22 protein-coding genes are annotated in these 23,573 nt (G+C 47.5%); 14 read left to right on the top strand and 8 right to left on the bottom strand.

What is annotated here, in order from left to right; all coding sequences use genetic code 11:
* Positions 1–8: 8 nt before the first annotated feature.
* Complete coding sequence (locus ACGHTT_RS03360; protein WP_390593491.1) at positions 9–614, bottom strand: DUF2238 domain-containing protein; 606 nt, start codon at positions 612–614, stop codon at positions 9–11.
* Positions 615–660: 46 nt separating this feature from the next.
* Positions 661–1,254, bottom strand: coding sequence for an FMN-binding negative transcriptional regulator (locus tag ACGHTT_RS03355; RefSeq protein WP_390593490.1), 594 nt, complete (start codon positions 1,252–1,254; stop codon positions 661–663).
* Between the two features lie 355 nt (positions 1,255–1,609).
* Between ACGHTT_RS03355 and ACGHTT_RS03350 the strand changes: the two genes are divergently transcribed.
* From ACGHTT_RS03350 to ACGHTT_RS03325, 6 genes are all read left to right on the top strand, one after another.
* Complete coding sequence (locus ACGHTT_RS03350; RefSeq protein ID WP_390593489.1) at positions 1,610–2,035, top strand: hypothetical protein; 426 nt, start codon at positions 1,610–1,612, stop codon at positions 2,033–2,035.
* Positions 2,036–2,146: 111 nt separating this feature from the next.
* Entirely contained in the window at positions 2,147–2,581 is a 435-nt protein-coding gene (locus tag ACGHTT_RS03345; RefSeq protein WP_390593487.1) for an NADAR family protein, read from the top strand.
* A gap of 77 nt (positions 2,582–2,658) precedes the next feature.
* Positions 2,659–3,192 (top strand): hypothetical protein, encoded by a 534-nt coding sequence (locus ACGHTT_RS03340; RefSeq protein WP_390593486.1) that lies wholly within the window; start codon positions 2,659–2,661, stop codon positions 3,190–3,192.
* Positions 3,193–3,633: 441 nt separating this feature from the next.
* Positions 3,634–4,050, top strand: coding sequence for a hypothetical protein (locus tag ACGHTT_RS03335; protein WP_390593485.1), 417 nt, complete (start codon positions 3,634–3,636; stop codon positions 4,048–4,050).
* 80 nt (positions 4,051–4,130) lie between these two features.
* The gene (locus ACGHTT_RS03330) at positions 4,131–5,042 is read left to right on the top strand and encodes a hypothetical protein (protein ID WP_390593484.1); all 912 of its coding nucleotides are present in this window, start codon (positions 4,131–4,133) and stop codon (positions 5,040–5,042) included.
* A gap of 231 nt (positions 5,043–5,273) precedes the next feature.
* On the top strand, positions 5,274–5,816 hold the full coding sequence (locus ACGHTT_RS03325) for a ClbS/DfsB family four-helix bundle protein (protein WP_390593483.1): 543 nt from the start codon (positions 5,274–5,276) through the stop codon (positions 5,814–5,816).
* 76 nt (positions 5,817–5,892) lie between these two features.
* On the opposite strand, the gene ACGHTT_RS03320 is transcribed toward ACGHTT_RS03325, so the two are convergent.
* Positions 5,893–6,147, bottom strand: a complete 255-nt coding sequence (locus ACGHTT_RS03320; protein ID WP_390593482.1) for a hypothetical protein — start codon at positions 6,145–6,147, stop codon at positions 5,893–5,895.
* 386 nt (positions 6,148–6,533) lie between these two features.
* Here ACGHTT_RS03320 and ACGHTT_RS03315 point away from each other — a divergent pair, with 386 nt between their 5' ends.
* From ACGHTT_RS03315 to ACGHTT_RS03300, 4 genes are all read left to right on the top strand, one after another.
* A complete protein-coding gene (locus ACGHTT_RS03315; RefSeq protein ID WP_390593481.1) occupies positions 6,534–7,142 on the top strand; it encodes a DinB family protein in 609 nt (202 codons plus the stop codon).
* Between the two features lie 341 nt (positions 7,143–7,483).
* Entirely contained in the window at positions 7,484–9,625 is a 2,142-nt protein-coding gene (locus ACGHTT_RS03310; RefSeq protein WP_390593480.1) for a CHASE domain-containing protein, read from the top strand.
* Positions 9,622–10,503, top strand: a complete 882-nt coding sequence (locus ACGHTT_RS03305) for a diguanylate cyclase (RefSeq protein ID WP_390593479.1) — start codon at positions 9,622–9,624, stop codon at positions 10,501–10,503. Before ACGHTT_RS03310 ends, ACGHTT_RS03305 begins: the two co-directional genes overlap by 4 nt.
* A 12-nt stretch (positions 10,504–10,515) precedes the next feature.
* Positions 10,516–10,932, top strand: coding sequence for a response regulator (locus tag ACGHTT_RS03300; RefSeq protein WP_390593478.1), 417 nt, complete (start codon positions 10,516–10,518; stop codon positions 10,930–10,932).
* 32 nt (positions 10,933–10,964) lie between these two features.
* On the opposite strand, the gene ACGHTT_RS03295 is transcribed toward ACGHTT_RS03300, so the two are convergent.
* The 4 genes from ACGHTT_RS03295 to creB all read right to left on the bottom strand — a co-directional run bounded on the left by ACGHTT_RS03295 (position 10,965) and on the right by creB (position 15,077).
* Complete coding sequence (locus tag ACGHTT_RS03295) at positions 10,965–11,390, bottom strand: VanZ family protein (RefSeq protein ID WP_390593477.1); 426 nt, start codon at positions 11,388–11,390, stop codon at positions 10,965–10,967.
* 89 nt (positions 11,391–11,479) lie between these two features.
* Positions 11,480–12,817: a cell envelope integrity protein CreD gene (creD, locus tag ACGHTT_RS03290; RefSeq protein ID WP_390593475.1), complete on the bottom strand. Its 1,338-nt coding sequence runs from the start codon at positions 12,815–12,817 to the stop codon at positions 11,480–11,482.
* 137 nt (positions 12,818–12,954) lie between these two features.
* Entirely contained in the window at positions 12,955–14,385 is a 1,431-nt protein-coding gene (gene creC / locus ACGHTT_RS03285) for a two-component system sensor histidine kinase CreC (protein WP_390593474.1), read from the bottom strand.
* Positions 14,385–15,077 carry a two-component system response regulator CreB gene (creB, locus tag ACGHTT_RS03280; protein ID WP_390593473.1) on the bottom strand — a complete coding sequence of 231 codons (693 nt, stop codon included), beginning with the start codon at positions 15,075–15,077 and terminating at the stop codon, positions 14,385–14,387. The genes creC and creB overlap by 1 nt, the downstream gene beginning before the upstream one ends.
* Before the next feature lie 208 nt (positions 15,078–15,285).
* On the opposite strand from creB, the gene ACGHTT_RS03275 reads away from it, so the two are divergent.
* From ACGHTT_RS03275 to ACGHTT_RS03260, 4 genes are all read left to right on the top strand, one after another.
* Positions 15,286–17,172, top strand: a complete 1,887-nt coding sequence (locus ACGHTT_RS03275) for a trypsin-like peptidase domain-containing protein (RefSeq protein WP_390593471.1) — start codon at positions 15,286–15,288, stop codon at positions 17,170–17,172.
* A 188-nt stretch (positions 17,173–17,360) separates the two neighbouring features.
* Positions 17,361–18,377 (top strand): AraC family transcriptional regulator ligand-binding domain-containing protein, encoded by a 1,017-nt coding sequence (locus ACGHTT_RS03270; RefSeq protein ID WP_390593470.1) that lies wholly within the window; start codon positions 17,361–17,363, stop codon positions 18,375–18,377.
* A 53-nt stretch (positions 18,378–18,430) separates the two neighbouring features.
* Positions 18,431–19,477 (top strand): efflux RND transporter periplasmic adaptor subunit, encoded by a 1,047-nt coding sequence (locus tag ACGHTT_RS03265; protein ID WP_390593469.1) that lies wholly within the window; start codon positions 18,431–18,433, stop codon positions 19,475–19,477.
* Positions 19,477–22,620, top strand: a complete 3,144-nt coding sequence (locus tag ACGHTT_RS03260; RefSeq protein ID WP_390593468.1) for an efflux RND transporter permease subunit — start codon at positions 19,477–19,479, stop codon at positions 22,618–22,620. The genes ACGHTT_RS03265 and ACGHTT_RS03260 overlap by 1 nt, the downstream gene beginning before the upstream one ends.
* 75 nt (positions 22,621–22,695) lie before the next feature.
* Here ACGHTT_RS03260 and ACGHTT_RS03255 read toward each other — a convergent pair whose 3' ends face one another.
* Positions 22,696–23,514 (bottom strand): M48 family metallopeptidase, encoded by an 819-nt coding sequence (locus ACGHTT_RS03255; RefSeq protein WP_390593467.1) that lies wholly within the window; start codon positions 23,512–23,514, stop codon positions 22,696–22,698.
* Between the last annotated feature and the right edge of the window lie 59 nt (positions 23,515–23,573).

The following is a 23,573-nucleotide window of genomic DNA, read 5'->3' as shown; positions in this document are numbered from 1 at the left end:
AAGGTAGGTTAGTGTTGCACGCGCGCTAGCTGCTTATCGTGCCAACGGCTTAAACACACAAGCGCGCAAATTGCGCCAAGTAAAGCCAAGGCCATATCTGATTGCGTATCCCACACATAACCTTGCGTACCCAGAAACGCCTCGGCCGATTCACCGGTAGATGCACCCACCCACCACTCAAGCAATTCATAAAAGGCACTAAAGGCTAAACAAATACTCACCACAAACACATTTAACCAAGCGCGGCCGTTCACTACCGACTTACGAATAAGAATTTCGCGGGCTAAAATCGCCGGCACGAGGCCCTGAACAAAATGCCCCACCTTGTCGTAGTTATTGCGTTCAAAGCCAAACCAATCTTTCATACTGTCGAACAAAGGCACTTCCGCATAGGTGTAATGGCCGCCCACCATCAACACAATACAATGGCCAAGAATTAAGATGGATAACATTTGCGTGAGCGGGAAGCGACGATAAGTTATCAGTAAAACCACCAAACCGATGAGCGCCGGCGCCACTTCTAAAAACCAAGTAAAACCATCTTTCGGCTCAATTGCAGACCACATAAAAACCAGCGCGAAAATTGCTAACCACAGTAGTTCCGACAGCTTCATGTTATTTCCTGTTTATAATGATTGTGCGTAGCAACAACGCCGCGACCTACATATCCAATTTCAGTTGCTGCACCATCGCCGCCGCCAAGGCCTGATTGTTACGCAAACGCAAGGCGTGAACCACCGACTGCTGATCAACGCTTGAGCGGTTTTGACTCAGCTTAAACTTTAAGTCCACTCGCTCCAAGGCAATTTCAAAACCAACAATAGCCTTAATCATGCCGGGGTTGTAGTCGGGTTGCCAAGGGGTTGCCTCACCCGCCTCGTATTGGTGCGTGAGCTTACGCAACAGATCGTGCACCGCCTCGTTATCTTCAATCAACTGACAAGTGCCATACACATGCGCGGCCTGATAATTCCAGGTGGGCACACCGGCGGAGTGATACCAGCTGGGCGACACATATCCGTGGGGCCCGGCAAAGGTGCACTGGACTTTTTGCCCAGCCAAGGCCTTGGCCTGCGGATTACCTAAAGCGACATGGCCCAACAAGCGCCGCCGGTCTCGATCCAATAATAATGGTAAATGGGTACAAAAAAGTTCGCCATCCAATAGGCCGGTTAACTGAGCAAAGCCATGCGCATCAATAAAATCAAACGCCGCCAACTCATCGCCACCTAGAAAATGTTTAGGTACATACATAGCTCGCCCCCCGAATAAAAACAGCCATGGTAAAGGCTAAACCGCCCCACCACTAGCCGAATTTCTAGACGGCTATATCCAGAATTTTTAACCTTTTGCGCGCGAAAACAAACCGTGCCGGTACGCTATCCGCCCGAAAAAATAAAATAGCCTTAAAAATCAATAAGTTAAAAATATAGTAAAAAAGGATAACGAGACCTCGCATCCCAGCTAACAAGCGCGCACGCTTGGTTTAGACCATGCTATGATCCGGAAAAATTAAATAATAAATTCAAAAACTTCCTGATGTCGATTTAGGCGCCACAGAGCAAAACGAGCCGGCACAGAATTAAAATGTTAGAACTCAAGGATAGTTATGAAAATTTTTCTAGCAACATTAATGATGTCACTAATTTTGTTGGGCTGTAGTGAATCAAGATCGCCAGTGAACGAACAAAGTAGTGTGCCAGCCTTAAGTAAGGACTCAGTAAAAATATTGAGCACATCTCCAGCAGATACAGAAACGCTCAAAGCTGGATCTAGCGTGAAAATCAGATATGAGGTTCAGTATAATCTGGCAAGTACTGACACTGGCTCCTTAACCTTAGTGGTTCAGGACGCATCATATGAAACTCTTGGTAATGAATTTTATGTAGTTCATAAAGGTAGTGGTACGGAAATCTTAGAGGCGGAGATCACTGTCCCTGAGTCACGGGCAGTTCAGGTGTTTACGCCTCTAAGTCCACAGGGCTCATCAAGCACTACAGTCGTAGATACGAGGCTTTATAAAGTTGAGCAGTAATAAAGTTTTAACAAGGCCAGTAAATCTGACCTCCGTAAACTGTCTTCTTTTTGCAAAAACACGCAAAAAAAAGCAGGCAGTTTCTGGGGGCGTTACAATTGAAGCCGTGCAATGACTATCTACTTCTATACCAAAAATGATGACTATGGTGATTTTTCTAATTTCTCTAGCCATGGAATAGAGATGGATGGAGTCTGGTGGAAAACCGTAGAGCACTATTTTCAAGCCCAGAAGTTTGAGATCTCTCCACAAAGGGAAAAAATTCGAGAGAGTCATACTGCAAAACAAGCGGCAGAGCTAGGCCGTAGCCGGAAAGTTCCAATCAGACCAGATTGGGAAGTGGTCAAAGACAGCATTATGGAGGAGGCTGTATTGAAGAAGTTCCAAACACACGAAGGCTTAAGAGATTTGCTTCTTTCCACAGGTGCCAGTGATATCGTTGAAAATGCCCCTGCCGATTATTATTGGGGCGCAGGCAAAGATGGTACCGGATTAAATAAGCTTGGAAAAATATTGGTAAAATTTCGTACCCAATTGTCAGTGTAACAATTGCAACCAAAACGCGCTGGACGCGCTTACAGCGCGCCTGTGCTAAAGGCGTTATAAAATCTATAAGGATCGGAATGAATACCAAAATTATCGGTGCAATTCTCTTTCTGCTGTCTGGTGCATCCTGGGCTTCGTTCATAGGGCCAGACCAAAAAGAACTTCCGGAAACAAGCTATAGAAAATGTTCATCTGGTTTTTGTGCAGAGCTTGTATTATCAAGCAATTCTGAGGTAGCACTAAGAAACTGGAATACCCCATCAGAGGGCGTATATTTTCCAACATCTGAAGAAATGAAAAAAGGAGAGGTCATTTCCGCATTTATAGTTTTCAAATTATGTGGAAAAACTGAGCAAGGAAATTGCCGTCTGACGCAAAAGTTAACCATCTATCAACCTAATAGCAAAGTTTATAGCCGGATTCCTGAGAGTGAAGTGTGGTATGACAAACAATCACCAGAGGGGCAATCTATAGGTCTCAGTGCTGATTTTATTAAACTGATAGTAGAGCCCCATGAACTGATAGGAACATATAAATTTGAGGTTCTGGTCAAAGACTATGTTTCTGGCAAAACCGTTAATCTGGTTAAATCTATCAATGTCAGTGAATAGACATAACAAACTCATCAACAATCTCTCCAGTCGACCCTTTATATGGGCGTCATGCAAATTAGAGAAAGTGATAGAAGAACCAATTCAGAACCTTAATGCAATCGATATTATAGGTGAGCGAAAGGATGGCGGAATCAATCTGTGTCTTATCGTATCTGGATATCTCGATATGGAAAAAAGGGTTGCCGAATTATCATAAAAGCTACCGAAAGCCAGAGCGGTGAAATTTATAGCTTAATAGACGAAATTAAAAACCATCTAAGCGGTTTCAATATAGGGTTGCAACTTAATTTTAGCTAAGTCAAAAGATGCTGTAAGATATTAACATAACAAACTTCAGCAACTGAAATTCTAGCGCCGTTCTTTTTGGTGCTTGATAGCACGAAACGTGCTCCTTCAAAAAATGCAGCTATGCAAGGCCTTGCGCGTAAAGGACTAGTTATGAATTATGTAACGTTATTTTTACTTTTAGTGGCACCTCAAATCGCATCTGCATGTAGCTGTTTGAGGCAGGATGGCACACTAGAGGAGAGGTTCGGATACTATTACCAAAACAGCGATAATGTATTTCTAGCGCTAATTACTTCATCGAAAATTGAAGGCACTCCAAAAGAGTTTTCCGCCATAAATAGCCATTTTCATGTTCTAGAAACCTACCGTGGGAATCCAAAACAATGGACGAATTTAACAACTGAAGGAAGCACTGGCACTAGTTGTACTTCACGCTTAATAACAGGAGAGAAGTACCTATTCTTTATTGATCGCAATCGAGTGGGTCATTGTAGCTGGGTATTTTCTGTATACAGCGCCGACGAGGAAAAACAATATAAAGACATTTTGGCCTCATTAACTGAGTAAAAGGCCACCAAACCTGTCTGACGGGCTCTGCTCGCGTTTGTTGCGGACGTTATGCTTACAATCAAAATTAGGGAGTCGATTTGAAATATTTTTTACTGGTATTGATGACATTACTATCATTTAACACCTTAGCCGTTAATAAAAGTGTTAGCTTCGGCTCTGGGAAGTTTACTATCGCAGGTGGAAAAGGTCATAGTGAAAAGCTAATCGATATTTACTATCACCTCCCTACAGCCTACAACGAGGATACTAGCGTTCTAATTGTGCTTCCAGGCGGCGGAAGAAATGGTTGGAGTTACAGAGACTCATGGATTGAAGCTTCCGAAAAATATAATGTTCTCATTTTGTCTCCCAGCTATTCAGATGAATTATACCCTAGATTTTGGAACTACAATATTGGCCGGATGTTATCTGATGTAAAAATCAATAAAGAACGCACTGCCATTGAAAGTTACAGAGTCGTCAGCGATCCAAATGAATGGATATTTAACGATTTTGACCGAATCTTTGATGACGCAATTAATAGATTTAATCTAAACGCAAAGCAATATGACATGTTCGGTCATTCTGCCGGAGGTCAAATACTGCACCGTCTGGCTTTATTTGATATTGACAATAAAGCAGATCGGATTTTATCGTCTAATTCAGGCTGGTATACCGTGCCTACGTTTGAGCATGATTTTCCATATGGGCTCAATAATGGTGTTTCCTCCAAAGATTCTATTAGAGCTGCGTTTACATCAAAGCTTACTATCTTTTTAGGTGAATTAGACAATCAAAACGAAACCCGAGGACATCTTGTCAGAAACCCTCAGGTTGATACTCAAGGTACATATCGCTTAAGTCGTGGTAAGTATTTTTACCAGAGTGCTAAAACGTTAGCTTCAGATTTACAGGCTTCATTTAATTGGGATATTCATGTGGTAAAAGGCGTCGGTCACGATTATAAAAATATGGGTAAAGCAGCTGCCGTATATTTATACGCAGAGTAGTATAAGAAGGCATTAAAGGTGAATTCGTAGCAGCTGGCTCGACTCCGCTTCGCTACACACGCTTAGCCAACTATTACTCTCCGGTTAACGCGGCGCTAGAACTAGTGGCGTGTTTGGTAAACAATGGATTTATTTCTAACTGCTGCAATTACACTACTTTTCGTTGCAGCGGCTTATCGGCTGGTAAAGAGGCATCGGTTACTTGGGCACTACATTCACAGGAGATGACGTATGCCAAGACCTACAACAAAAGACGATCTAATGACGTCTGCGTGTGCCACGTTCGACAAGATGTGGGCGTTAATTGATTCAATGCCGGATGAGGCATTGGCTACAGCGTTCGACTTTTCCAATGACAAGAGTAAAAAAGAAGATCACTGGGCTAGAGACAAAAACCTCAGGGATGTTCTTGTTCATCTTTACGAGTGGCACGGGCTTCTTATGAAATGGGTCAAATCCAACCTATCCGGCGGAAATCAGAGTTTAATACCGGCGCCATACACATGGAAAACATACGGAGACATGAACGTTGAGTTTTTTAAAAAACACCAACGCACGCAACTTAACGATGCGACTAAGATGCTCAAGAAAAGCCATAAACAGGTTTTAGCGCTCATTCAGGGTTTTTCTAATCAAGAATTATTTACGAAAAAATACTATAGCTGGACTGGCACCACGTCGTTAGGCAGCTATTGTATCTCCGCAACATCCAGTCATTACGACTGGGCAATAAAGAAGTTACGCGCGCATGTTAGAAATGTATCAAGCAAGTAAATCAAACATTTTCTTTTTATAAGGAGACATTGTGAGTAAAGCATACATCTATCTTGTTGTCGTTTTATTATCATCTTTAGCGTTGATGTCGTGTGGTAGTGACAAGGCTGATTCCGATGTAGGTGATGGTCATTGTATCTTTGGCCTGAATCAGTCGTGCAATGATGACCCAGCTGTTTCTAGCATCCATGGAATTTGCACCGCAGAAAGACGCTGCGAATGTGTTGATGGATTTGTAGTCAATGCTGAAACAGGAAAATGTCGACCACCCATTTGTACCGTAGGGCAAGACCATACCTGCAATAACAACCCAGAAGTCTCCAGCATTCATGGCATCTGTCAGTCCGATGGTACCTGTGAATGTATCGGTGACTGGGAGAAGAATCCTGAAACGGGTAAATGCAACTAATGTTTAGTGAGGCCCTGCCTAACAAAGCTATACACACGCCCCTACAGGGCGAGGCAGCTAAAGCCGCTTGGGCCTCCTCCACCCGATTCGCTTGCACCGGCCCATGTTCGCAGCATCGGGCTTTCGCAACGGGGATCGCGGGCGCTCGCGCTTGCCACTGGGGCTATATTTCTTAGGTGGCATGCATGTATCAACGTGATCGCGCTTTTTTCTTGAAGCCGCCTCTGTTTCTGTATTGTTGGCGAGCCTAGAGAAAAGCAATTTAGCTAGACGCTGTGGCCTTTGGATTTTTAACCCTAAGGTTACCAATGGCGACGCACGTACGGCGTGCGAGGTTGTTCGGGGCGCGTTATGTAAACAACTCGGAGTCATTAGAGATGAACGGAACCTCTCATTTTAGATTGCTGTCAACATATAATAGCCGGCTAAATTCACAGGTATTTAAGGCGGCTTTCACCCTTTCGGAGGAGGCGTTATCTCAAGATAGGGGTGCTTTTTTTACATCCATAAACGGTACCCTGAATCACATATTGGTTGCCGACATTATTTGGTTCAGCCGATTTGTTGCGCATTCTGATACCTATCATTCACTCGCTAGGTTATCAGGCCTTACTCGCCCTAGCGCATTGAATGAGGTTATGTACGCGAATACGCGCGAGTTATATAGCGCTCGCACTACAGTGGACAACATTATTGAGCACTGGGTAAATAACGAATTGGAGGAGTCAGACCTTCAAAGGAGCCTCGTCTACAAGAACACCAAGGGCGTAGAAAGCAAACGAAATTTCGGTGAATTATTGTCCCATGTATTTAATCATCAAACCCATCACAGGGGGCAAGCGAGTACTTTGCTGTTTCAATGTGGTGTCGATATCGGCGTTACTGATTACCTCATCGATATACCACAAGCCCCTTAGATTGCCCGCCATTGCCGATTGACTGGCACGGATCTTATTGAGTATTCCGACATACCGCCACCTAGCGCATTACCAACCTGCCACTAGCCACGGAAAGAATAAGGGAGGTTTAATATATTCCTGCGCTTGTTATCACTGCTAGGCACAAAAATAACACTCCTCTAGATATCGAGGTCTGGGCGACACCTATTATTCATTCGTAGCAAGGCTCCATAGCTAACACCTATGTTCTATTAAATTCAGAATGACTCATTCCGCGCGGGCTTAGAAGACACGAAAACACTGCAGACTTAGGTTTCTTTAGCTAAATTTACCTAAAGGATTTGGTTAGGTGCCTAGGATTGAAATCTCTAACAACGTCATTAGCGTCTAAGCCGCCATGGTTGGTACTTCTTATATCGTTAACCATTAGTTTCTTTGCTGCCTATATTACCAATTTGCAATCTGAGAAAACGGGGCAAGAGCGATTCCAACGGCAGGTGGAGAAGCTCAACGCCGACATTTTGCACCATTTAAATACTTACCTTGGTTTATTGCGCGCGGGGGTTGGCGTTTATTACGCCTCCGAATCTTTGACCCGCGCCGAATGGCAAAAATTTGTCGAGACGCTAGACATACATCGCTTTTACCCCGGGATACAAGGTATTGGTTTTGCGGAGTATTTCCCGCATGCACAACGCGGCGCCTTTGAAGCGAGAATACAGGCGGAGGGGTTTGAAAGCTTTACACTAGCACCTTCGGGCAAACGCGAATTCTATGCGCCGGTGGTGTATCTGGAACCTTTTGACTGGCGCAACCAGCGCGCTTTTGGTTACGACATGCTGTCCGAACCGGTGCGGCGCGCCGCCATGGAACGTGCCCGCGATTCTGGCGAGGCGAGCATTAGTGGGCACGTTGTTCTGGTTCAGGAAACCGATAAAGATGTACAGGCGGGCTTTCTCATGTATCTGCCGGTTTATCTTGGGAAAATCGTACCTGACAACGTAAAAGACAAACGTGCACAACTACAAGGCTTCGTATACGCGCCGTTTCGAATGAAAAAGCTATTAGATAATGTAGGCGATGCTGGCGCGACACAACTCATCTATCACATCACCGACACAGCTGATGGCGAAGAGAAGTTAGAGCTGTTTCACTCAGATCCGAGCGGCGCTCAACGCTCGGGTGGTTTTTACGACCAGCGCGATATGGCCTTTGCCGGAAGGGTTTGGCAAATCACTACCTTAAGTACCGAGGCATTTGACCTAGAGCAAATTGATAATAGCGCCCTGCTGGTTCTGATCGCTGGTTTAGTCGACAGCCTATTATTGTTCATTATGGCGCTCACACTTCTCTCACATCGCCGATCCGCACAGGAAAATGCCGAGCAGCTATCAGAGCAGTTACACCTATCGAAGAAGTTTCAACAGATGGCCGATTTTGCACCTACGGCGCTGATTACCGTAAATAAACTCGGCAAAATTGACCTATACAACCAACAGGCATTACAACTGTTTGGCTATTCAGAGCAAGAGTTGGTTGGGTTATCCATTGAAGAATTAGTACCACATAGGTTTCGGACCGAACACCCAGAATACCGCGCCAAGTACTTAGAAAAACCTGAACAGCGCGCCATGGGTTCCGGTCGAGATTTGTATTGTCTTACCAAAAGTGGCGCAGAGCTTCCCGTTGAAATTGCCATCATGCCGGCACAGCTGAATAAGTCTGGCTATACTGTTTGTTCTATTGTGGATATCAGTGAGCGAAAACGGCAAGAAAACTTACTGCGCCGTAAGTCAACAGACCTAGAGCAATTTGTCTACGCGGTTTCACACGATTTAAAGTCGCCACTAGTGGCCATCTCCGGTTTGGCAGACTTAATTTCTAACAAGCTAGACCATATTCGGGACGACGATTTGCCGTATTTAGTACAAAGGGTTTCAGCCAATACCGGCCAGATGGAGCGCCTGCTTAACGACCTGCTCGAAGTCTCTAGAGTGGCCTATAAAGCCCTAGAACTCGAACCCGTTGAGATAGCCGAATTGTCTGACCAGTTATTATTGCTTAATAAAGAGTTGGTGGAGGCATGCGGTGGCACATTGCAGATTAGCTTTACCGAGGGCGTTTTCAATGCCCACAAAACGCTGCTGTTACAACTGTATACCAATTTGATTAGCAACGCCGTTAAGTATCGATCGCCACTTAGGGCGCTTAACGTAGATGTATCTATGCAGTTAGATAGCAAAGGCTCCTTTATTTCAAAAGTTGAAGACAATGGCATTGGCATTTCACCTGAATGGCAAAGGCGTGTATTCGATCTTTTTGTTAGAAAGGGTGAAGGCGACGGCTTAGGTTCTGGCGTAGGCCTATCCATTTGCAAGTCGGTGGTGGAGCGTCACCATGGCAGCATTGCCATAGAGAGCGAAGAAGGTGTTGGTGCAACCTTTATTGTGACCATTCCCCCGTTAGCCGGTTCACTGGCCGAATTTGGTGAGCAACAATGACCGAGAAACTTCATATTCTTCATATTGATGATTCGCCCGATCATCTAAAAATCATGCAGTGCATGCTTCTAAAGACGGCTCTGTCTCACGATCTGGTGCAATGTAATAGCCGCGAGCAGGTTAAGGCACTGTTAGAAAGTAAGAACAAACTTTTCGACTTAGTGATACTTGATTATCAAATGGGCGATAGCACCAGCGAAGACATGCTCAAATGGTTTGAAGGTGTGCCCGTGGTGGTTGCAACGGTACACGAAAATGATGATTTAGATTCTCAGCTCATGAAGAAAGGTGCCGCCGATTTTGTATCGAAAAGCGAGCTATCGCCACGACTTCTTAAGCGTATTATTCGCCATGCGTTGGAACGGCAATGCATTCTAAACCAATTTATTGAAGAATCTTGGCACGACCCACTAACAGGTCTCTATAATCGACGCTTTGCAATGCGAGAGATTACGCGGCTGATTGTGGAGAAACGGCGTTATGATAGAAATTTTTCCCTCGCCATTATCGATATGGACAATCTAAAGTCGATAAATGATCGCCTCGGTCATCTAGCTGGCGACAAAGCAATAAAGTTTATTGCCAACGCTATGACCAAGGTGGTTAGGTCGGGCGATATTATTGCTCGGTTTGGCGGCGATGAATTCCTGATGGTTTTTCCAAACACACACATTGCCGACGCGAAAACCTCGCTGCTGAGATTTCTAGCTTACCTCAATGAGAATAGCTTAGTGGTAGGCGAGCAAGAACGCGCGCTATCTGCTAGCTGTGGTCTTGTCAGCTGTGGCAATACCAGCCTACAGTCGATTTTAGAACGGGCCGACGCCAAACTCTATGAAGCCAAAACATCCTGTAAGAACTGTGTTGTGTCTGAGTAGCGCGATAAAAACATGAAAAGCTCACCCCTTAACTTGCTTCTCGTAGAAGATAACGATGATCACGCCATGCTCATCAAAACAGCACTCGAACCAAGCCCAGTAACCTTGACCCATGTGCGAACTGCAGAGCTTGCGCTATCAACACTCATGGATGAAACAAACCAAATACATTTACTGTTAGCCGATGTAAAACTGCCGAATGGGTCTGGTATTGATTTATTGAGATGGGTTAAAGCAGATCAACGTCTTGCCTTAACGCCGGTCATCATGCTGTCAACCTCGGCAAACCCAATCGATATTGCAGCCAGTTATAGCGCCGGCGCCAGTGGCTATATTACTAAACCCGTTGGGCTTGGCCCGATGAAAGAGAAACTACAACATTTTATTCATTACTGGCGTGAGGTGTGTGTTATCGCTCAATCCCATTAACCTAGGATCACTCATCTAAACACGGGTAAACACTATCGCCTTGCGACCGACCTCGCCGTTTTGAACGAAAAAACGTCTACCCTACTGCCAACGTTTTGCCTGATGGAAAACAACGTCGTGGCAATCACAACACCAACAATATCCGCAACTACATCACCGAGATCGGCGCTACGCGCGTCGATAAACAGCTGGCTAAACTCTTCCAGCAGCGCAAAGCCAAGTACCCATACAGGCGCCCAATAGAAAGCCCTGTGAAAAGCATTTCCCTGTTTGGGCCAGGTATAGCAGGCTACTAGCGCGAGCAAGCCATACAAAAATACATGCGCGACCTTATCAATCCCAGGTATGCGCAGTAGGGGACCAAAATGGGATGCCAGAATGCCGAGGTTAGCACAACCGATAATCACAAAAATCACACTTAACAGCGCCAACAATGGCCAATGAACACGAGCTATCATCACCGATTCTCCGCCTTAGGGCATCGCAAATGGAGCGGTTTAATGGGGCAATAAATCACCCCACCAAACTGCAAAATCTATTCGTAAATTTATCGTTGGTTAGCGCTGGAAACGGCATACCAGTCAATATGTCGTGTCAGCACCATAAACAGACCCAACACAGAGAACAGTAAAATGGCCCCCATCAGCAGCGCATAATCTTCAGCACTCAATAAACCGTAGAGAAAGCCATACAAAATAGACAGGCCAGCGGTAAATCCAAGCGCGCGATGAATACTGCCTAAAACATAGCTTAGGTAGAACCCAATAAGCGAAATGCAGGCCGTAGCAGATACGAAATAAGACAGGCCAAAGCTAATGTGTTCGGACAGCGAAACCAGTAACAGGTAGAAAAATGCCAGCGACAGCCCCACCAGTGCATATTGCACAGGATGAACAACCAGACGCTTTAACACTTCAAACAACACAAAGCTGGCAAAGGTTAAGGCGATAAACAGTAACGCGTATTTTATCGCGCGATCACTTTTCACATAGCGATCAACCGGGTCGATTAAACTAACACCAAAGGCTTTGGCGCTAAACAGGCCGCACTCCCCCACCATGCAACGGTCGAAGCTCTCGACAATGTTGCTGGAAAAGTAAGAGGTGTTCCAGGTTGCCGTAAAACCGTCGGCTGCAATGGTGCGATTGGCGGGCAACTGATTACCCATAAAACTTGGGTGAGGCCAGTCCGAGGTCAACTTGACCCTAGTTTCCCTGCCCACGGGCGTGACACTGAGGGAATCGGTGCCCTGCAAAAGTAGCGCGAGGGAAAAGTCGATGCGGCTTTGTTTATTAATAGCGAGTTTAGGGAGCACCGCGTGCACGCCTTCGCCCAGCTTTGAGACTCGCGTGCTCGGTGCCATCGCTATGTCTGTGCCGTTGATATTAATCTTCAATGCATTTTCTATACCGCGGATGTCTTCAATAGCCAAAGCAATATAAGGTTCGGCAAAGCGAAGTGTATCCGTATCACCGTCTAACCCATAATGGCGGGGCACATCGAAATGGCCGGTCAATAGCGCATCGGCGTGATACAACAGGGCTTCGTAGATGCCTCTAGCTCGAACTTCCGTGCTTAAGCTTGCCGACAAATCAAACTTTTCCGGTAACACATAATGCACCCCTGGTTGCCACACCTCCTCCTGCACACGGGCGTTTGTTTGCGCTTCAACCTTCCACTGCAGTATTTTCTTACTGTATGGCAATACCAGTACCGGGCCAGATATTTTTTGCCGGTAGGTTGAGCTTTGCGCAATTTCTTGTAGGACTTGTCGATGTGTTTGCTGCCGATCCTCGATAACACCATCGATCATGCTGATAGGAATAAGTAGCAGCAGCATTAAAGCCGCTAGCGATAAACATTTGTATAATAACGGGCGCTTCATTCTAAACTCCGAGTAAGGTCGAAGCGTTAGTTTGAGCACCTTGTGTGTGGATTGTGTGTGGGCCAGATGTGAATGTTGTGAAGTTCAGATGCAAATCAGGTGAGGCTCAAACAATGTTAGCCTCGTCATTCGCTAATTTAATGAATCGAAATCTGTATTGAGGCAGCGACACCCTTGTCAATATTGCCAACCTGTAATGCGCCCGCATGCAAAACCGCAACCTCCTGAACAAAATTCAAACCCAAACCAGTGCTCTTCTTGCCGGTTATTGGGCGCGCTAAGGAGTAGAAGCGCTCCGTTAATCGCGCGAGCGCAAACGCGGGGATTTGTGGGCCAGTATTGGTTAATGTGAGCGTCACGGTAGCGGGCCCTGCTTGCGCATAAAGCTCTATAACGCCACCTTCTGGGCAAAAGTCTAACGCGTTATCAAGCAGGTTGGTAAACGCCTGACGCAATAGGAATGGATCGCCCTGGACAACGAGAGGGTCGGTTAAATGATTGCTAAGCTGCAACTTCGCTTGGACGATACGCGCGGCTTGCCCCTCGATGATAGCTTGCCAGAGTTCACTCACGTCTACGGCCTTGCGGGTGTTTAACCCCTGCTGCTGCTCTATCTTCGCTAAATCGAGCAAGCGCTCAAGCATCTGCTGCATGCGCAGACTTTCACTATCGATGTTATCAATAAAGCGTTGGCGCTCTTCCGCCGTCATCGGCGATTGCAATAATTCAGTGGCAGCGCGAATAGCCGTTAACGGGCATTTCACTTCGTGCGCGAGGGTTTGCACATAGCGCTCCACATAAGCCTTTCCCTCTAGCTCAACGCGCATAGATTCCAAAGCCGTGGCCAATTCATTGAGCTCGCCACTGGTTACTTTTCCTATGGGCAATGCCGGGCGCTGGCCCTGAGCCACCGCAAGCGCATACTGCTGGAGCCGTCGCAACTCACGTGTTAGCCACCAGGTAAATAACAGGCCGAGCAACAAACCGATCGCGATCACTAAAACACTTTGGAGTATCAACCGATTGCGCGCCTTCTCTAAAAACGGTTCCAGGGTGTGATTGGGCTTAGACACTGATACCGCACCAATAATCTTACCTTGATCAGTTATGGGCGCGCCGATATACATAACGCTTGAAGGCTCGCCGTTAAATACCTCGGTGGACGAGCGAGCGCCATACTGACCGCGCAACGTCAGGTAAACATCATTCCAGCGCGAGTAGTCTTGCCCTACCGCCACGTCGGCGGAATCAAAAACCACCTGCCCAGCGGCATCGGTAACATAGATACGATGGCTGGTTGAGGTTTTATCGACGCCCCAAATATTGGCCACCAATGTCCGTTGACCGTAAGCCGAAAAAATGTCTGTTAACGCAACATCACTTAGACGATTCGTTTTTAACGGCTCGCGCAGTATTTCGGCTAATAGATTTGCGGTATCCACCAAGGTCTCTTCAGTGGTTTGACGTATTGCGGGTTTGATTTCGTTCAACACACTATTGACTAATACATAGCCCGCAATTGACATGAACGCCACATAGAGCAGGAAAATGCGAGCGCTAAGCGACATTAACGGTGATCCGGCTGATAGCTGTAGCCAAAACCACGCTCCGTTTTTATCGGCTCAACGGCATCGTTAACGACTCGAAGTTTAGCGCGCAGGGCTTTGATGTGGGTATCAATGCTGCGGTCGTAACCACCATTGACAGAGCTACCGATAGCACCGAGCAACTGATCGCGGCTAAAAACACGCGCCGGCTGAGATAGGAGTGTTTGTAACAGCAAGTACTCAATTCGGGTTAAAGGCAGGGCTTGCCCATAGAACTGAATTTTCATCGCGTCTGTATCAATCGCAAATGGCGATTGTGGCGCTTGTGCCGTCAGCCCGCTCGGTTGAACAACAGCATAACGCCGTAAAATAGCTTTTACTCGCGCCGCCACTTCGCGCGGGCTAAAAGGTTTAACCACATAATCATCGGCACCGATTTCTAAACCAACAACGCGATCCACTTCATCGTTGCGCGCTGTTAAAAAAAGCACCGGCACAGCGGAAAATTCCCGCAGCAACTTGCACGCCTCAAAACCACTCATGTCGGGCAAACCGACATCCATGATCACTAAATCCACCGATTGCTCGCGCACATAGCTAAGCGCGTCACCTGCGAGGCTCACCCAATGGCTGGTAAAGCTTTCTCGCTGCAGCACAAAGCTCAAACTTTCGGCGATGGCGGCTTCATCTTCTAAAATCAATATATGCGGCATGAATCTACTTTGATGCGTGATGTAGGTTTGGATTCTACAACATTGAACACAAACAAACAGAGGGACCAACAGCCTGAGCAAGGCGTGAAGAGGCGCCCTCGCCTTGCTCGCACGAGGCTTACCGTCTAGGCATTAAAACATCGTTCATTTGGAGGCTAATTATGGTTACACTTAGCTTTTTTGGGCGCATCAATAACAAGGGCGGATTATGCAATCCCGTTTAGCTTGGATCACACTCTGCATTATCGTTGTATCGGCCTGCTCAAAGTCTCCTGAGCCTCTGAACACAGAGCAAACCCCTGCCGTCTCACTAAAGGCTGAACCGCAGCCGCACATAACAACCTCGCCGCCGCAGACGACAGAGACGTCCGTCGCCACAATGGCACCTGAGATTGATACCACCAACGAAGCGATACCCGACAACGTCACTGGTGTAACAGCCGAGCTACAGGCTACCCACAGCCCCCGCAACGCTATCGAAACCGCGCGCAATAGCACCGTATTCATCGACACCGGCTTTGGCTCAGGCTCTGGTTTCTTTTTGAATGAACAATGCACGGTAGTAACCAATCGCCATGTGGTGCAGCTTTCCTATAAAGATATGAAAGACATGAAGTACAGGCAACAACAGGTCGACACCTATTTAGCAGAGGGGGTGGCAACCCGAGACCAGCGCAGCGAGTTACAAAAAGAAAAAATATTTTTGGATAAGGCCGTGCAAAGCTTTAACCCAAGCGGCATGGCTAAAAACATAACGGTGTCATTGGTAAATGGCCGAGAAATTGCCGCTAAAGTACAAGGCATAAGCCAAACCTTGGACCTCGCTTACCTCTACCTTAAAGACACGGGCTGCCCAGCCATGACCGTCAATCCAGACAATAATTTACCCTTGGGCGACAAGGTGTTTACCATTGGCAATCCAGCGGGCATGAAATACACCGTGACCGCCGGCATTGTATCGGGCTACCAAGAACACGAGGGGCTCAATTTCCTACAAACCGATGCTGCCATTAACCCTGGTAATAGTGGTGGCCCATTAATCGATGAACAAGGTCGATTAGTGGGTGTTAACACGATGATTTTACGCGGGACAGAAGGCATAGGCTTCGCCATTCCAATAGAGTCTGTGCAACTCGATTACACAGAACAAGAACCGAAAATGAGCAAGCTACTTGCCTCAGCAGAAATTACCCTATGGGAACCCCGCGTAAATAAGGAAAAAATCAGCGACGAGCAAAAAACAAAGCCAATTTTGGCTGACGCGCTACAGAATTGTTTATTGGAATTTGATGCTGAACAATGGGTAGCAGCGGCAGAAGATTGTGAGTACGCCGCGGCCCAGAATAATGCGCAGGCACAATTCATTCTGGCGGAGCTGCTCTACCCCAATGCCGACAAGCAAACAGTAAAGCGCGCCACCGCGCTATACGAAGCTTCGGCGGCGGCCGGCTATGCCGAGGCTATCTACCAGATGGCTGAGTTTCGCGCAGAGGGAACGCATGTTAAGAAAAACCAAGAGCTCGCGTTAGATCTCCGCCAAGAAGCCTGTGAGAAAAAGCTTGCCGCCGCTTGCAATGCCGTTGCGGTGCACTTTATCCGACGCCAAGCCTACGCTGAGTCACTATCTTATTTAGACAGCGCGATAGACCATGGCAGTGTTTTGGCGCGCGTCAATAAAGGCTACATGCTGACGAACGGCCTAGGCACCGAGAAAGACCCTATTAATGCCCTCGAGTTATACCGAGCTGCGGCCATGCTGGGTAGCAATATCGCGCAATACCAAATGTTTTGGCATAACTACAAGGGTATAGATATGGAAAAGGACTACACCCAGGCATTAATTTGGCTCAAAGTCTCTGAAACAGATAAGCAAGTTGATGAAGATTATGTCGAGGGCTGGGATAGAGATATACCCGCCAATACACGCTTTTTCATCGAGCGACTCCTGAGTAATGACCAGAAAACGGCGGCGAGCGCCGAGGCAAAAAACTTAAAGCGAAAAATCGCAAAAAATGCTGAGCAACATAGAGTCGAACACCTATACCAACGTCAAGTAAAAGCACCCGAACAAGCCTCAAACCGCACCGCACTTTAGCTCAACACGACGCAACTAACACGGGTCGCCTAGCCGCTCACTCAGTAACTTTAAGCCCCATGGCGCCAACCTCGCTATTGAGGCAAAAGGAGTAGGCTAGCTGCTGACCGACGAGTTCTACCCCTTCCCCCTCCTAACCGACACCGTTAAAATCCTGACCCGTAAGCTTTTGCCAGCCACAAATAGGTATGAACGTGCAATTTTCGAGTTATGGCAACTGGGTTAAACCTATTCCGCATGTACTCGCCAGCTTTGGTGTTGACGGGCACGCCTTACTCAACTCTCTCGGGCTTTCCAATCACAAAGAAGGCGAACGCTTGCCGGTGGAAAAAACCGCCGAAGCGTGGCGCCTAGCCGCGCAGTTATCAGGCCAGCCGTCGATTGGTATACACGCCGCCAAGGCGATTCACCCGGCCAGTTGGGGCGCCTTGGGCCACGCTGTCCTATCCTGTGAAAATTTACATCATGCCATTTCGCTGCTGTTGAAATACCCAGCGTTTATCAGCGATTCGATTCGAATCGAGGCCTATGAAGACGATGAAACGTTTACCTTAGAAACCTTTCCAGTATCGAAGCAGCTACCCGGTGTTGAATCGCTGGAGTTTGGCATGGCAACGGGTTTTCAATTGCTAAACGCCATATTTCCTACGCAACTAAGGTTAAAATCCTTAAGCTTAACGCGCACCGAACATTGCGAGGCAAGCAGCTATCAACAGTTCTATCAATGTGAAGATATTTTCTTCGGTGAAAGCTCAGCCAAGCAAGTGTTCTACCGAAACGACATTTACCTTCCGCTGCCCTTCGCCAACGCAGACCTGACCGAGCACCACGAAAAACTCGTACAACAGCAACTACAGCAGCAGGGTTTTCATCTTGGAGAAAATACTTTTCTCGACCAAGTAACAATACGACTGCGCCAACAATTGAGGTCGGGCCAAATCAATCAATCTAAAATCGCTGAAGAACTAAATATTAGCAGTCGCCACATGCAACGAAAACTTAAAGCTCTCGACACCAGTTTCAGCACGTTGGTTGATGACATTCGGAAACAAAGCACCGCTGAGCTACTGAAAACTGGACGAAAATCATTGACCGACATCGCACACCAACTCGGTTTTTCAGATCATAGCAACTTCACCCGCGCATTTAAGCGCTGGCACGGCTGCACACCTACCCAATTCCTAGACAGTACCCGACCAAGATAACGCAAAGCTTGTGCTAACATAGATGCCAAACCTCAGCCCTTTGGAGTCTAGCCATGCGCTTACCTGCCCTGCTCATCGCCTTAGTCACGATTAGCGCCTGTTCAGAAAAACCTGTGCCCAAAAAGCCTGTCATCCAGCCCGCGAAAGTTATGGTGGTACAAACTGGCGATTCATTGACACGGGAAATACCCGGAGTCGTGCGAGCCTCTCAACGCGTGGACTTGGCCTTTCAGGTGTCTGGCCGGCTAGTAAAGTTTGCACTCAAAGAAGGCCAGGCCGTTAAAGAGGGTGAACTCTTAGGTAGCTTAGATAGTGCCGACTACAAAAGTGCTGCCGATGCCGCGCGCGCCGATCGGGATCAAGCAAAGGGTAACTTTGAGCGCGCGCAAGAGCTTATCGAAAAGGATTTTATTTCAAAAATGGATTTCGATAAGTTGAAAGCCAATTATGAAATTGCAAAATCCAAAATGGAGCAAGCGGAGAAGGCCTATAGTGACACCGAGTTAAAAGCGCCATTTACCGGTGTTGTTGCACGAAAATATGTAGACAATTTCGCCGAAGTACAAGCCAATAAGCCCGTAATCAGTCTGCAAGATAAAGAAAACCTTGAGATAGTCGTCAATATTTCCGAAAATATTTTAGCGCGCCACGCAGGAAGAACCGACCTGTCTATCGCGGCGCACTTTGATTCAGTGCCCGACAAGACATTCGCACTTTTCATCAAAGAGTTCACCACGGAAGCAAACCCTACCACGCAGACGTTTCAATATGTGTTGGGCATTAAGGATCGCCAAGGCGTTAACTTACTACCCGGCATGACAGCCAACGTCTCAGTCACAGACAACAACAGCTCCAAAGAATTTACTCCGATCATTCCACTGCATGCCATCACCACTGACGGGAAAGGCAACAAGGCTGTATGGCTAGTAGATGCCGACAACAAAGTAAAACACGGCGTTGTAGAACTAGGCTTCCCCGTGGGCAGTGACAGCATTCAAATCACCCAAGGGCTTAGCGAAGGCGATGTCATTGTCACTGCAGGTTTAAGCGCATTATCTGAAGGTTTGGAAATCAAGCCGATGACTGAGGTTCGCTTCTAATGAATATCGCCGAATGGTCCATTTACAACAAAACGATTACTTGGGTGCTGACCAGTATTCTGCTGGTTGTGGGTATGTTGTCTTTTGACAAACTTAGCCGACTCGAAGACCCGGATTTCACCATTAAAGAAGCGGTTATTTTTACGCCCTACCCAGGCGCTAGCGCTGCTGAAGTCGAGATGGAAGTCAGCGACTTAATTGAGCGCGCGGCCCAGCAAATGGGTCAACTATTCTTTGTGGAATCGCACTCTTACCGCGGTAAATCTATCGTCAAAGTTCGGATAAAAGATCAATACGATAAAGACAGCCTACCACAGGTATGGGATGAGCTACGCCGCAAGGTCAACGATGTTCAAAATCAGCTGCCGCCGGGCGCTGGACCATCCATCGTTAACGACGATTTCGGCGACGTTTTCGGCGTTTATATTGCACTCACCGGCGAAGGCTACAGCCAAAAGGATTTATACGAATTTGCAAAATTTTTGCGACGCGAGTTTCTACTGGTTCAAGATGTAAAGAAAATCACCTTTTACGGCGAGCCGAAAGAAGTCATTTACGTTGAAATGCAGCGCGACAAAATGACGGCACTGGGCATTTCACCAGACGACATTTACAAGACCCTTGGCGCAAAAAATACCGCGCAAGCTGCGGGTTTTATGACCGTGGGCGAAAGGCGTTTAGCGCTCAACCCCACCGGCGAGTTCAGCTCTGAACAACAGTTCGCATCGCTCATTGTGAGCGCGCGCTCAGCCAATAATCAGCCTGTTATTCTCGGCGATGTAGCGACTATTAGCCGAGGTTTACAGGACCCGCCGAGCAATCTCTTGAACTTCAATGGCGAGCCAGCCGTAGGCGTGGCAATATCGACCACCGCCGGCGGCAACGTGGTTACCATGGGCGAGGGGCTTTATAGCAAACTGGATGAGTTAAAAAACCAGATTCCCATCGGCATGAAACTAAATGTCGTTTCCATGCAATCCGACTCAGTCACCGCTGCCATCAATAATTTTATTGTTAGCTTGCTCGAAGCTGTGGTGATAGTGGTTGTGGTGTTGCTGTTTTTTATGGGACTGCGTAGCGGGCTCATTATCGGTGCGGTGCTGGCTATTACAATTACCGGCACATTTATTTTTATGACCATGTTTGACATTACCCTGGAGCGCATTTCGCTAGGTGCACTTATCATCGCTCTGGGTATGTTAGTCGACAATGCCATTGTGGTCACCGACGGAATGCGCGTGCGCATGGAACAAGGAGAAGACGCTGAAAGTGCAGCGAAGAAAGTCGTCGATCAAACAGCGTGGCCACTGTTAGGCGCAACAGCTGTTGCCATCGCTGCATTCGCCGCCATTGGCACCTCGCAAGATTCGACCGGCGAATATACCCGCTCGCTGTTTAGCGTTATTCTCATTTCCCTGACCATGAGTTGGTTTACCGCTGTCAGCATTACCCCGCTGCTGTGTAAAACATTTTTAATACCAAACAGGGCCGGTAGCGATATTCCTGACCCTTACCAAGGAAAATTTTATCAACGCTATCGCAGACTGCTAAGCACCGCAATTCAATATCGCTGGATATCGCTGGGCATTACCGGTGCGGTATTTATCGCATCATTGGTGGGTTTTGGCTTCGTAAAAAATAGCTTCTTTCCAGATTCTACTCGGCCTCAGTTTATGGTTGATGTTTGGTACCCAGAAGGCACGCACATCAATGACACCCAAGCTAAAGTCGCGACGATAATCAATAAACTAAAAGATTACGACAACATCACCAATCTCACCACGCAAATCGGCGGTAGCTCACCTCGGTTTTTATTAACCTACCAACCGGAACAACCAAACAGCAATTTCGCCCGGATACTGGTTGATGTCGCTGATTACAAAACGCTAAAAGAGTTTAGCCGCGAGGTTCAGAACGAACTTGAGTTCTTACAACCCGACGCCAACGTTAACGTTCGGCTCTTTGTGTTAGGGCCCGCTACCGGCGGTAAAATTCAGCTGAGAATTTCCGGCTCCGATCACGGTGAGCTCCGAACATTAGCTGACAAGGTCAACCAAGTATTGCGCAATCATGCCAACGTAAAAGGCATTCGCAATGAATGGGGTGAGCAAGTTCAGATTATTCGGCCGGTTATTTCCGATGTATTGGCCGGGCAGCTTGGCGTAGGCAGGCCTGACATAGCTCGCGCGACGGCACACGCCGTTGAAGGCGTCACCGCCGGTGTATACAGAGAGCGCGATGAGCTACTGCCCATTGTCGCCCGCGCGCCGGAGCAGGAACGACGCAGCCTCGACAATTTAGATCAAGTACCACTGTGGAGCCCAAGCGCAAACAGGATGGTGCCCATGGGGCAGGCCGTGACGCGATTCGACGTGGCGTTCGAGAACCCGCATATTTGGCGCCAAGATCGAGTCAGCATGCTGCGGATTCACTTCGATCAGCGCGAAGGGCTTTCCTCCGAACTTTTGCACGACATTAAAGCTGATATCGAGAAGGCACTGGACGTCGATACCAATGCGTATTTACATCTACCTGCGGGGGCCAACATCGATCACAACAGTGATCTTATTCCAATTAAATATCGCGACCGATTACCCTTGCGCGACAAGCCTGGATACTTCATGGCGTGGGGCGGCGAAAACGAGGATTCCGTTAAAGGTGCCACCGCCATTATGGGTTCCATTCCCGTTTTCTTTGGCCTGATGATTTTTATCGTTATCTGCCTGTTCAATTCCTTGCGTAAAACCGCGGTGATTTGGCTTGTGGTGCCTCTGGCTATCGTCGGCGTCACGGTTGGCCTGCTGCTATTCAGACAACCCTTCGGCTTCATGGCATTGCTCGGGTTTATGAGTTTGGCCGGCATGTTGATCAAAAATGCCATCGTATTGGTTGATCAAATAGGCGAGGAGCTGAAGCAGGGTAAAGCCGGTGTCGATGCAGTTATCGAATCGGGTGTATCGCGCCTAATTCCTGTGGCCATGGCCGCCGCGACAACTATTTTAGGCATGGTGCCTCTGCTCACCGACGCCTTCTTCGTGTCCATGGCCGTAACGATTATGTTCGGCTTAGGCTTCGCGACCATTCTCACTCTGGTGGTGGTACCGGTTTTGTATGCCACCATTTTTAAATTCAAATCCGCGTAAGCGAGTTCAATCGTTGGACTAAAAAAAACCGCCTTAACGGCGGTTTTTTTTATGGTATTCGAAAAGATAACGTCACTACTGCACAATCGTAATCGGATAAACTGCGGCTTTTTTGCCACTCGGGTTTAAGGCTTTCATCTCTGGTACAAGCCCAGTCAGTGTCTTCTCGCGATTGCCCGGTGCAGGGTGAGTACTGAGAAACTCTGGGCCGCCAGCGCCACCACTTTGCTCGCCCATTTTACGCCACAAGCTTGCCGCCGCTTCTGGTTTATAACCGGCGCGGGTTGCCAGCTCGGTGCCGATGCGATCGGCCTCAGATTCCGCGGTACGGCTATTGGGCAGTTCAAGCGCCAACTTCGCCGCCAACGCAGCCCCTGTTAACGCCACGGCATGGTTATCTGCAGCAACACCGGCGGCAACCACACCTAAGTTAATTGCCATCGCACGGGACATACGCTCGGCCGTGTGATTGGCCAATGCATGGGATATTTCGTGGCCCATGATCTGAGCCATTTCATCATCCGACAAATCGAGCTTATTAATAATGCCGGTATAAATGGCCATGCGACCACCCGCCATGCACCACGCATTGATAGTCTCTGGATCGTCGATAATGGCCACACTCCACTCCCAATCAGCGCTGTTGGGGTACATAGCCACGGCCTCTGTCACCAAGCGCCCAGTGACATTCTGCACCCGCTTGACAACTTTGGGGTCGGTTACCAGTTTCTTCTGCTGATCCAGTTCAGCCACTGTGCCTAAGTAAGCCTTTTTCGATTCAACGATGGCGGACTCCGGCGATATCAGCATTAATTGACGGCGACCCGTAGGGCTAGTGGTACATGCCGCCACGAGCGTGCAGAGACACAACAGATAAATCAGATGTTTAATCATGGTTCTCAAAGCTTCCTTTTATTTAACCTATTAACATTGACGGCGATTATACGGCATAC

Source organism: Simiduia litorea (assembly GCF_042853465.1).
Classification (GTDB): Bacteria; Pseudomonadota; Gammaproteobacteria; order Pseudomonadales; family Cellvibrionaceae; genus Simiduia; species Simiduia litorea.
This window is presented reverse-complemented; position numbering and strand designations above follow the sequence as displayed.

Coding starts and splice junctions, on each gene's coding strand:
- ACGHTT_RS03260 (WP_390593468.1), top strand. CDS start 19,477: ATGAATATCGCCGAATGGTCCATTTACAACAAAACGATTACTTGGGTG.
- ACGHTT_RS03325 (WP_390593483.1), top strand. CDS start 5,274: ATGCCAAGACCTACAACAAAAGACGATCTAATGACGTCTGCGTGTGCC.
- ACGHTT_RS03355 (WP_390593490.1), bottom strand. CDS start 1,254: ATGTATGTACCTAAACATTTTCTAGGTGGCGATGAGTTGGCGGCGTTT.
- creD (WP_390593475.1), bottom strand. CDS start 12,817: ATGAAGCGCCCGTTATTATACAAATGTTTATCGCTAGCGGCTTTAATG.
- creC (WP_390593474.1), bottom strand. CDS start 14,385: ATGTCGCTTAGCGCTCGCATTTTCCTGCTCTATGTGGCGTTCATGTCA.
- ACGHTT_RS03320 (WP_390593482.1), bottom strand. CDS start 6,147: ATGAATGCTGGAGACTTCTGGGTTGTTATTGCAGGTATGGTCTTGCCC.
- ACGHTT_RS03345 (WP_390593487.1), top strand. CDS start 2,147: ATGACTATCTACTTCTATACCAAAAATGATGACTATGGTGATTTTTCT.
- ACGHTT_RS03275 (WP_390593471.1), top strand. CDS start 15,286: ATGCAATCCCGTTTAGCTTGGATCACACTCTGCATTATCGTTGTATCG.
- ACGHTT_RS03270 (WP_390593470.1), top strand. CDS start 17,361: ATGAACGTGCAATTTTCGAGTTATGGCAACTGGGTTAAACCTATTCCG.
- ACGHTT_RS03335 (WP_390593485.1), top strand. CDS start 3,634: ATGAATTATGTAACGTTATTTTTACTTTTAGTGGCACCTCAAATCGCA.
- ACGHTT_RS03295 (WP_390593477.1), bottom strand. CDS start 11,390: ATGATAGCTCGTGTTCATTGGCCATTGTTGGCGCTGTTAAGTGTGATT.
- ACGHTT_RS03360 (WP_390593491.1), bottom strand. CDS start 614: ATGAAGCTGTCGGAACTACTGTGGTTAGCAATTTTCGCGCTGGTTTTT.
- ACGHTT_RS03300 (WP_390593478.1), top strand. CDS start 10,516: ATGAAAAGCTCACCCCTTAACTTGCTTCTCGTAGAAGATAACGATGAT.
- ACGHTT_RS03350 (WP_390593489.1), top strand. CDS start 1,610: ATGAAAATTTTTCTAGCAACATTAATGATGTCACTAATTTTGTTGGGC.
- ACGHTT_RS03255 (WP_390593467.1), bottom strand. CDS start 23,514: ATGATTAAACATCTGATTTATCTGTTGTGTCTCTGCACGCTCGTGGCG.
- ACGHTT_RS03265 (WP_390593469.1), top strand. CDS start 18,431: ATGCGCTTACCTGCCCTGCTCATCGCCTTAGTCACGATTAGCGCCTGT.
- ACGHTT_RS03305 (WP_390593479.1), top strand. CDS start 9,622: ATGACCGAGAAACTTCATATTCTTCATATTGATGATTCGCCCGATCAT.
- ACGHTT_RS03340 (WP_390593486.1), top strand. CDS start 2,659: ATGAATACCAAAATTATCGGTGCAATTCTCTTTCTGCTGTCTGGTGCA.
- creB (WP_390593473.1), bottom strand. CDS start 15,077: ATGCCGCATATATTGATTTTAGAAGATGAAGCCGCCATCGCCGAAAGT.
- ACGHTT_RS03315 (WP_390593481.1), top strand. CDS start 6,534: ATGGCGACGCACGTACGGCGTGCGAGGTTGTTCGGGGCGCGTTATGTA.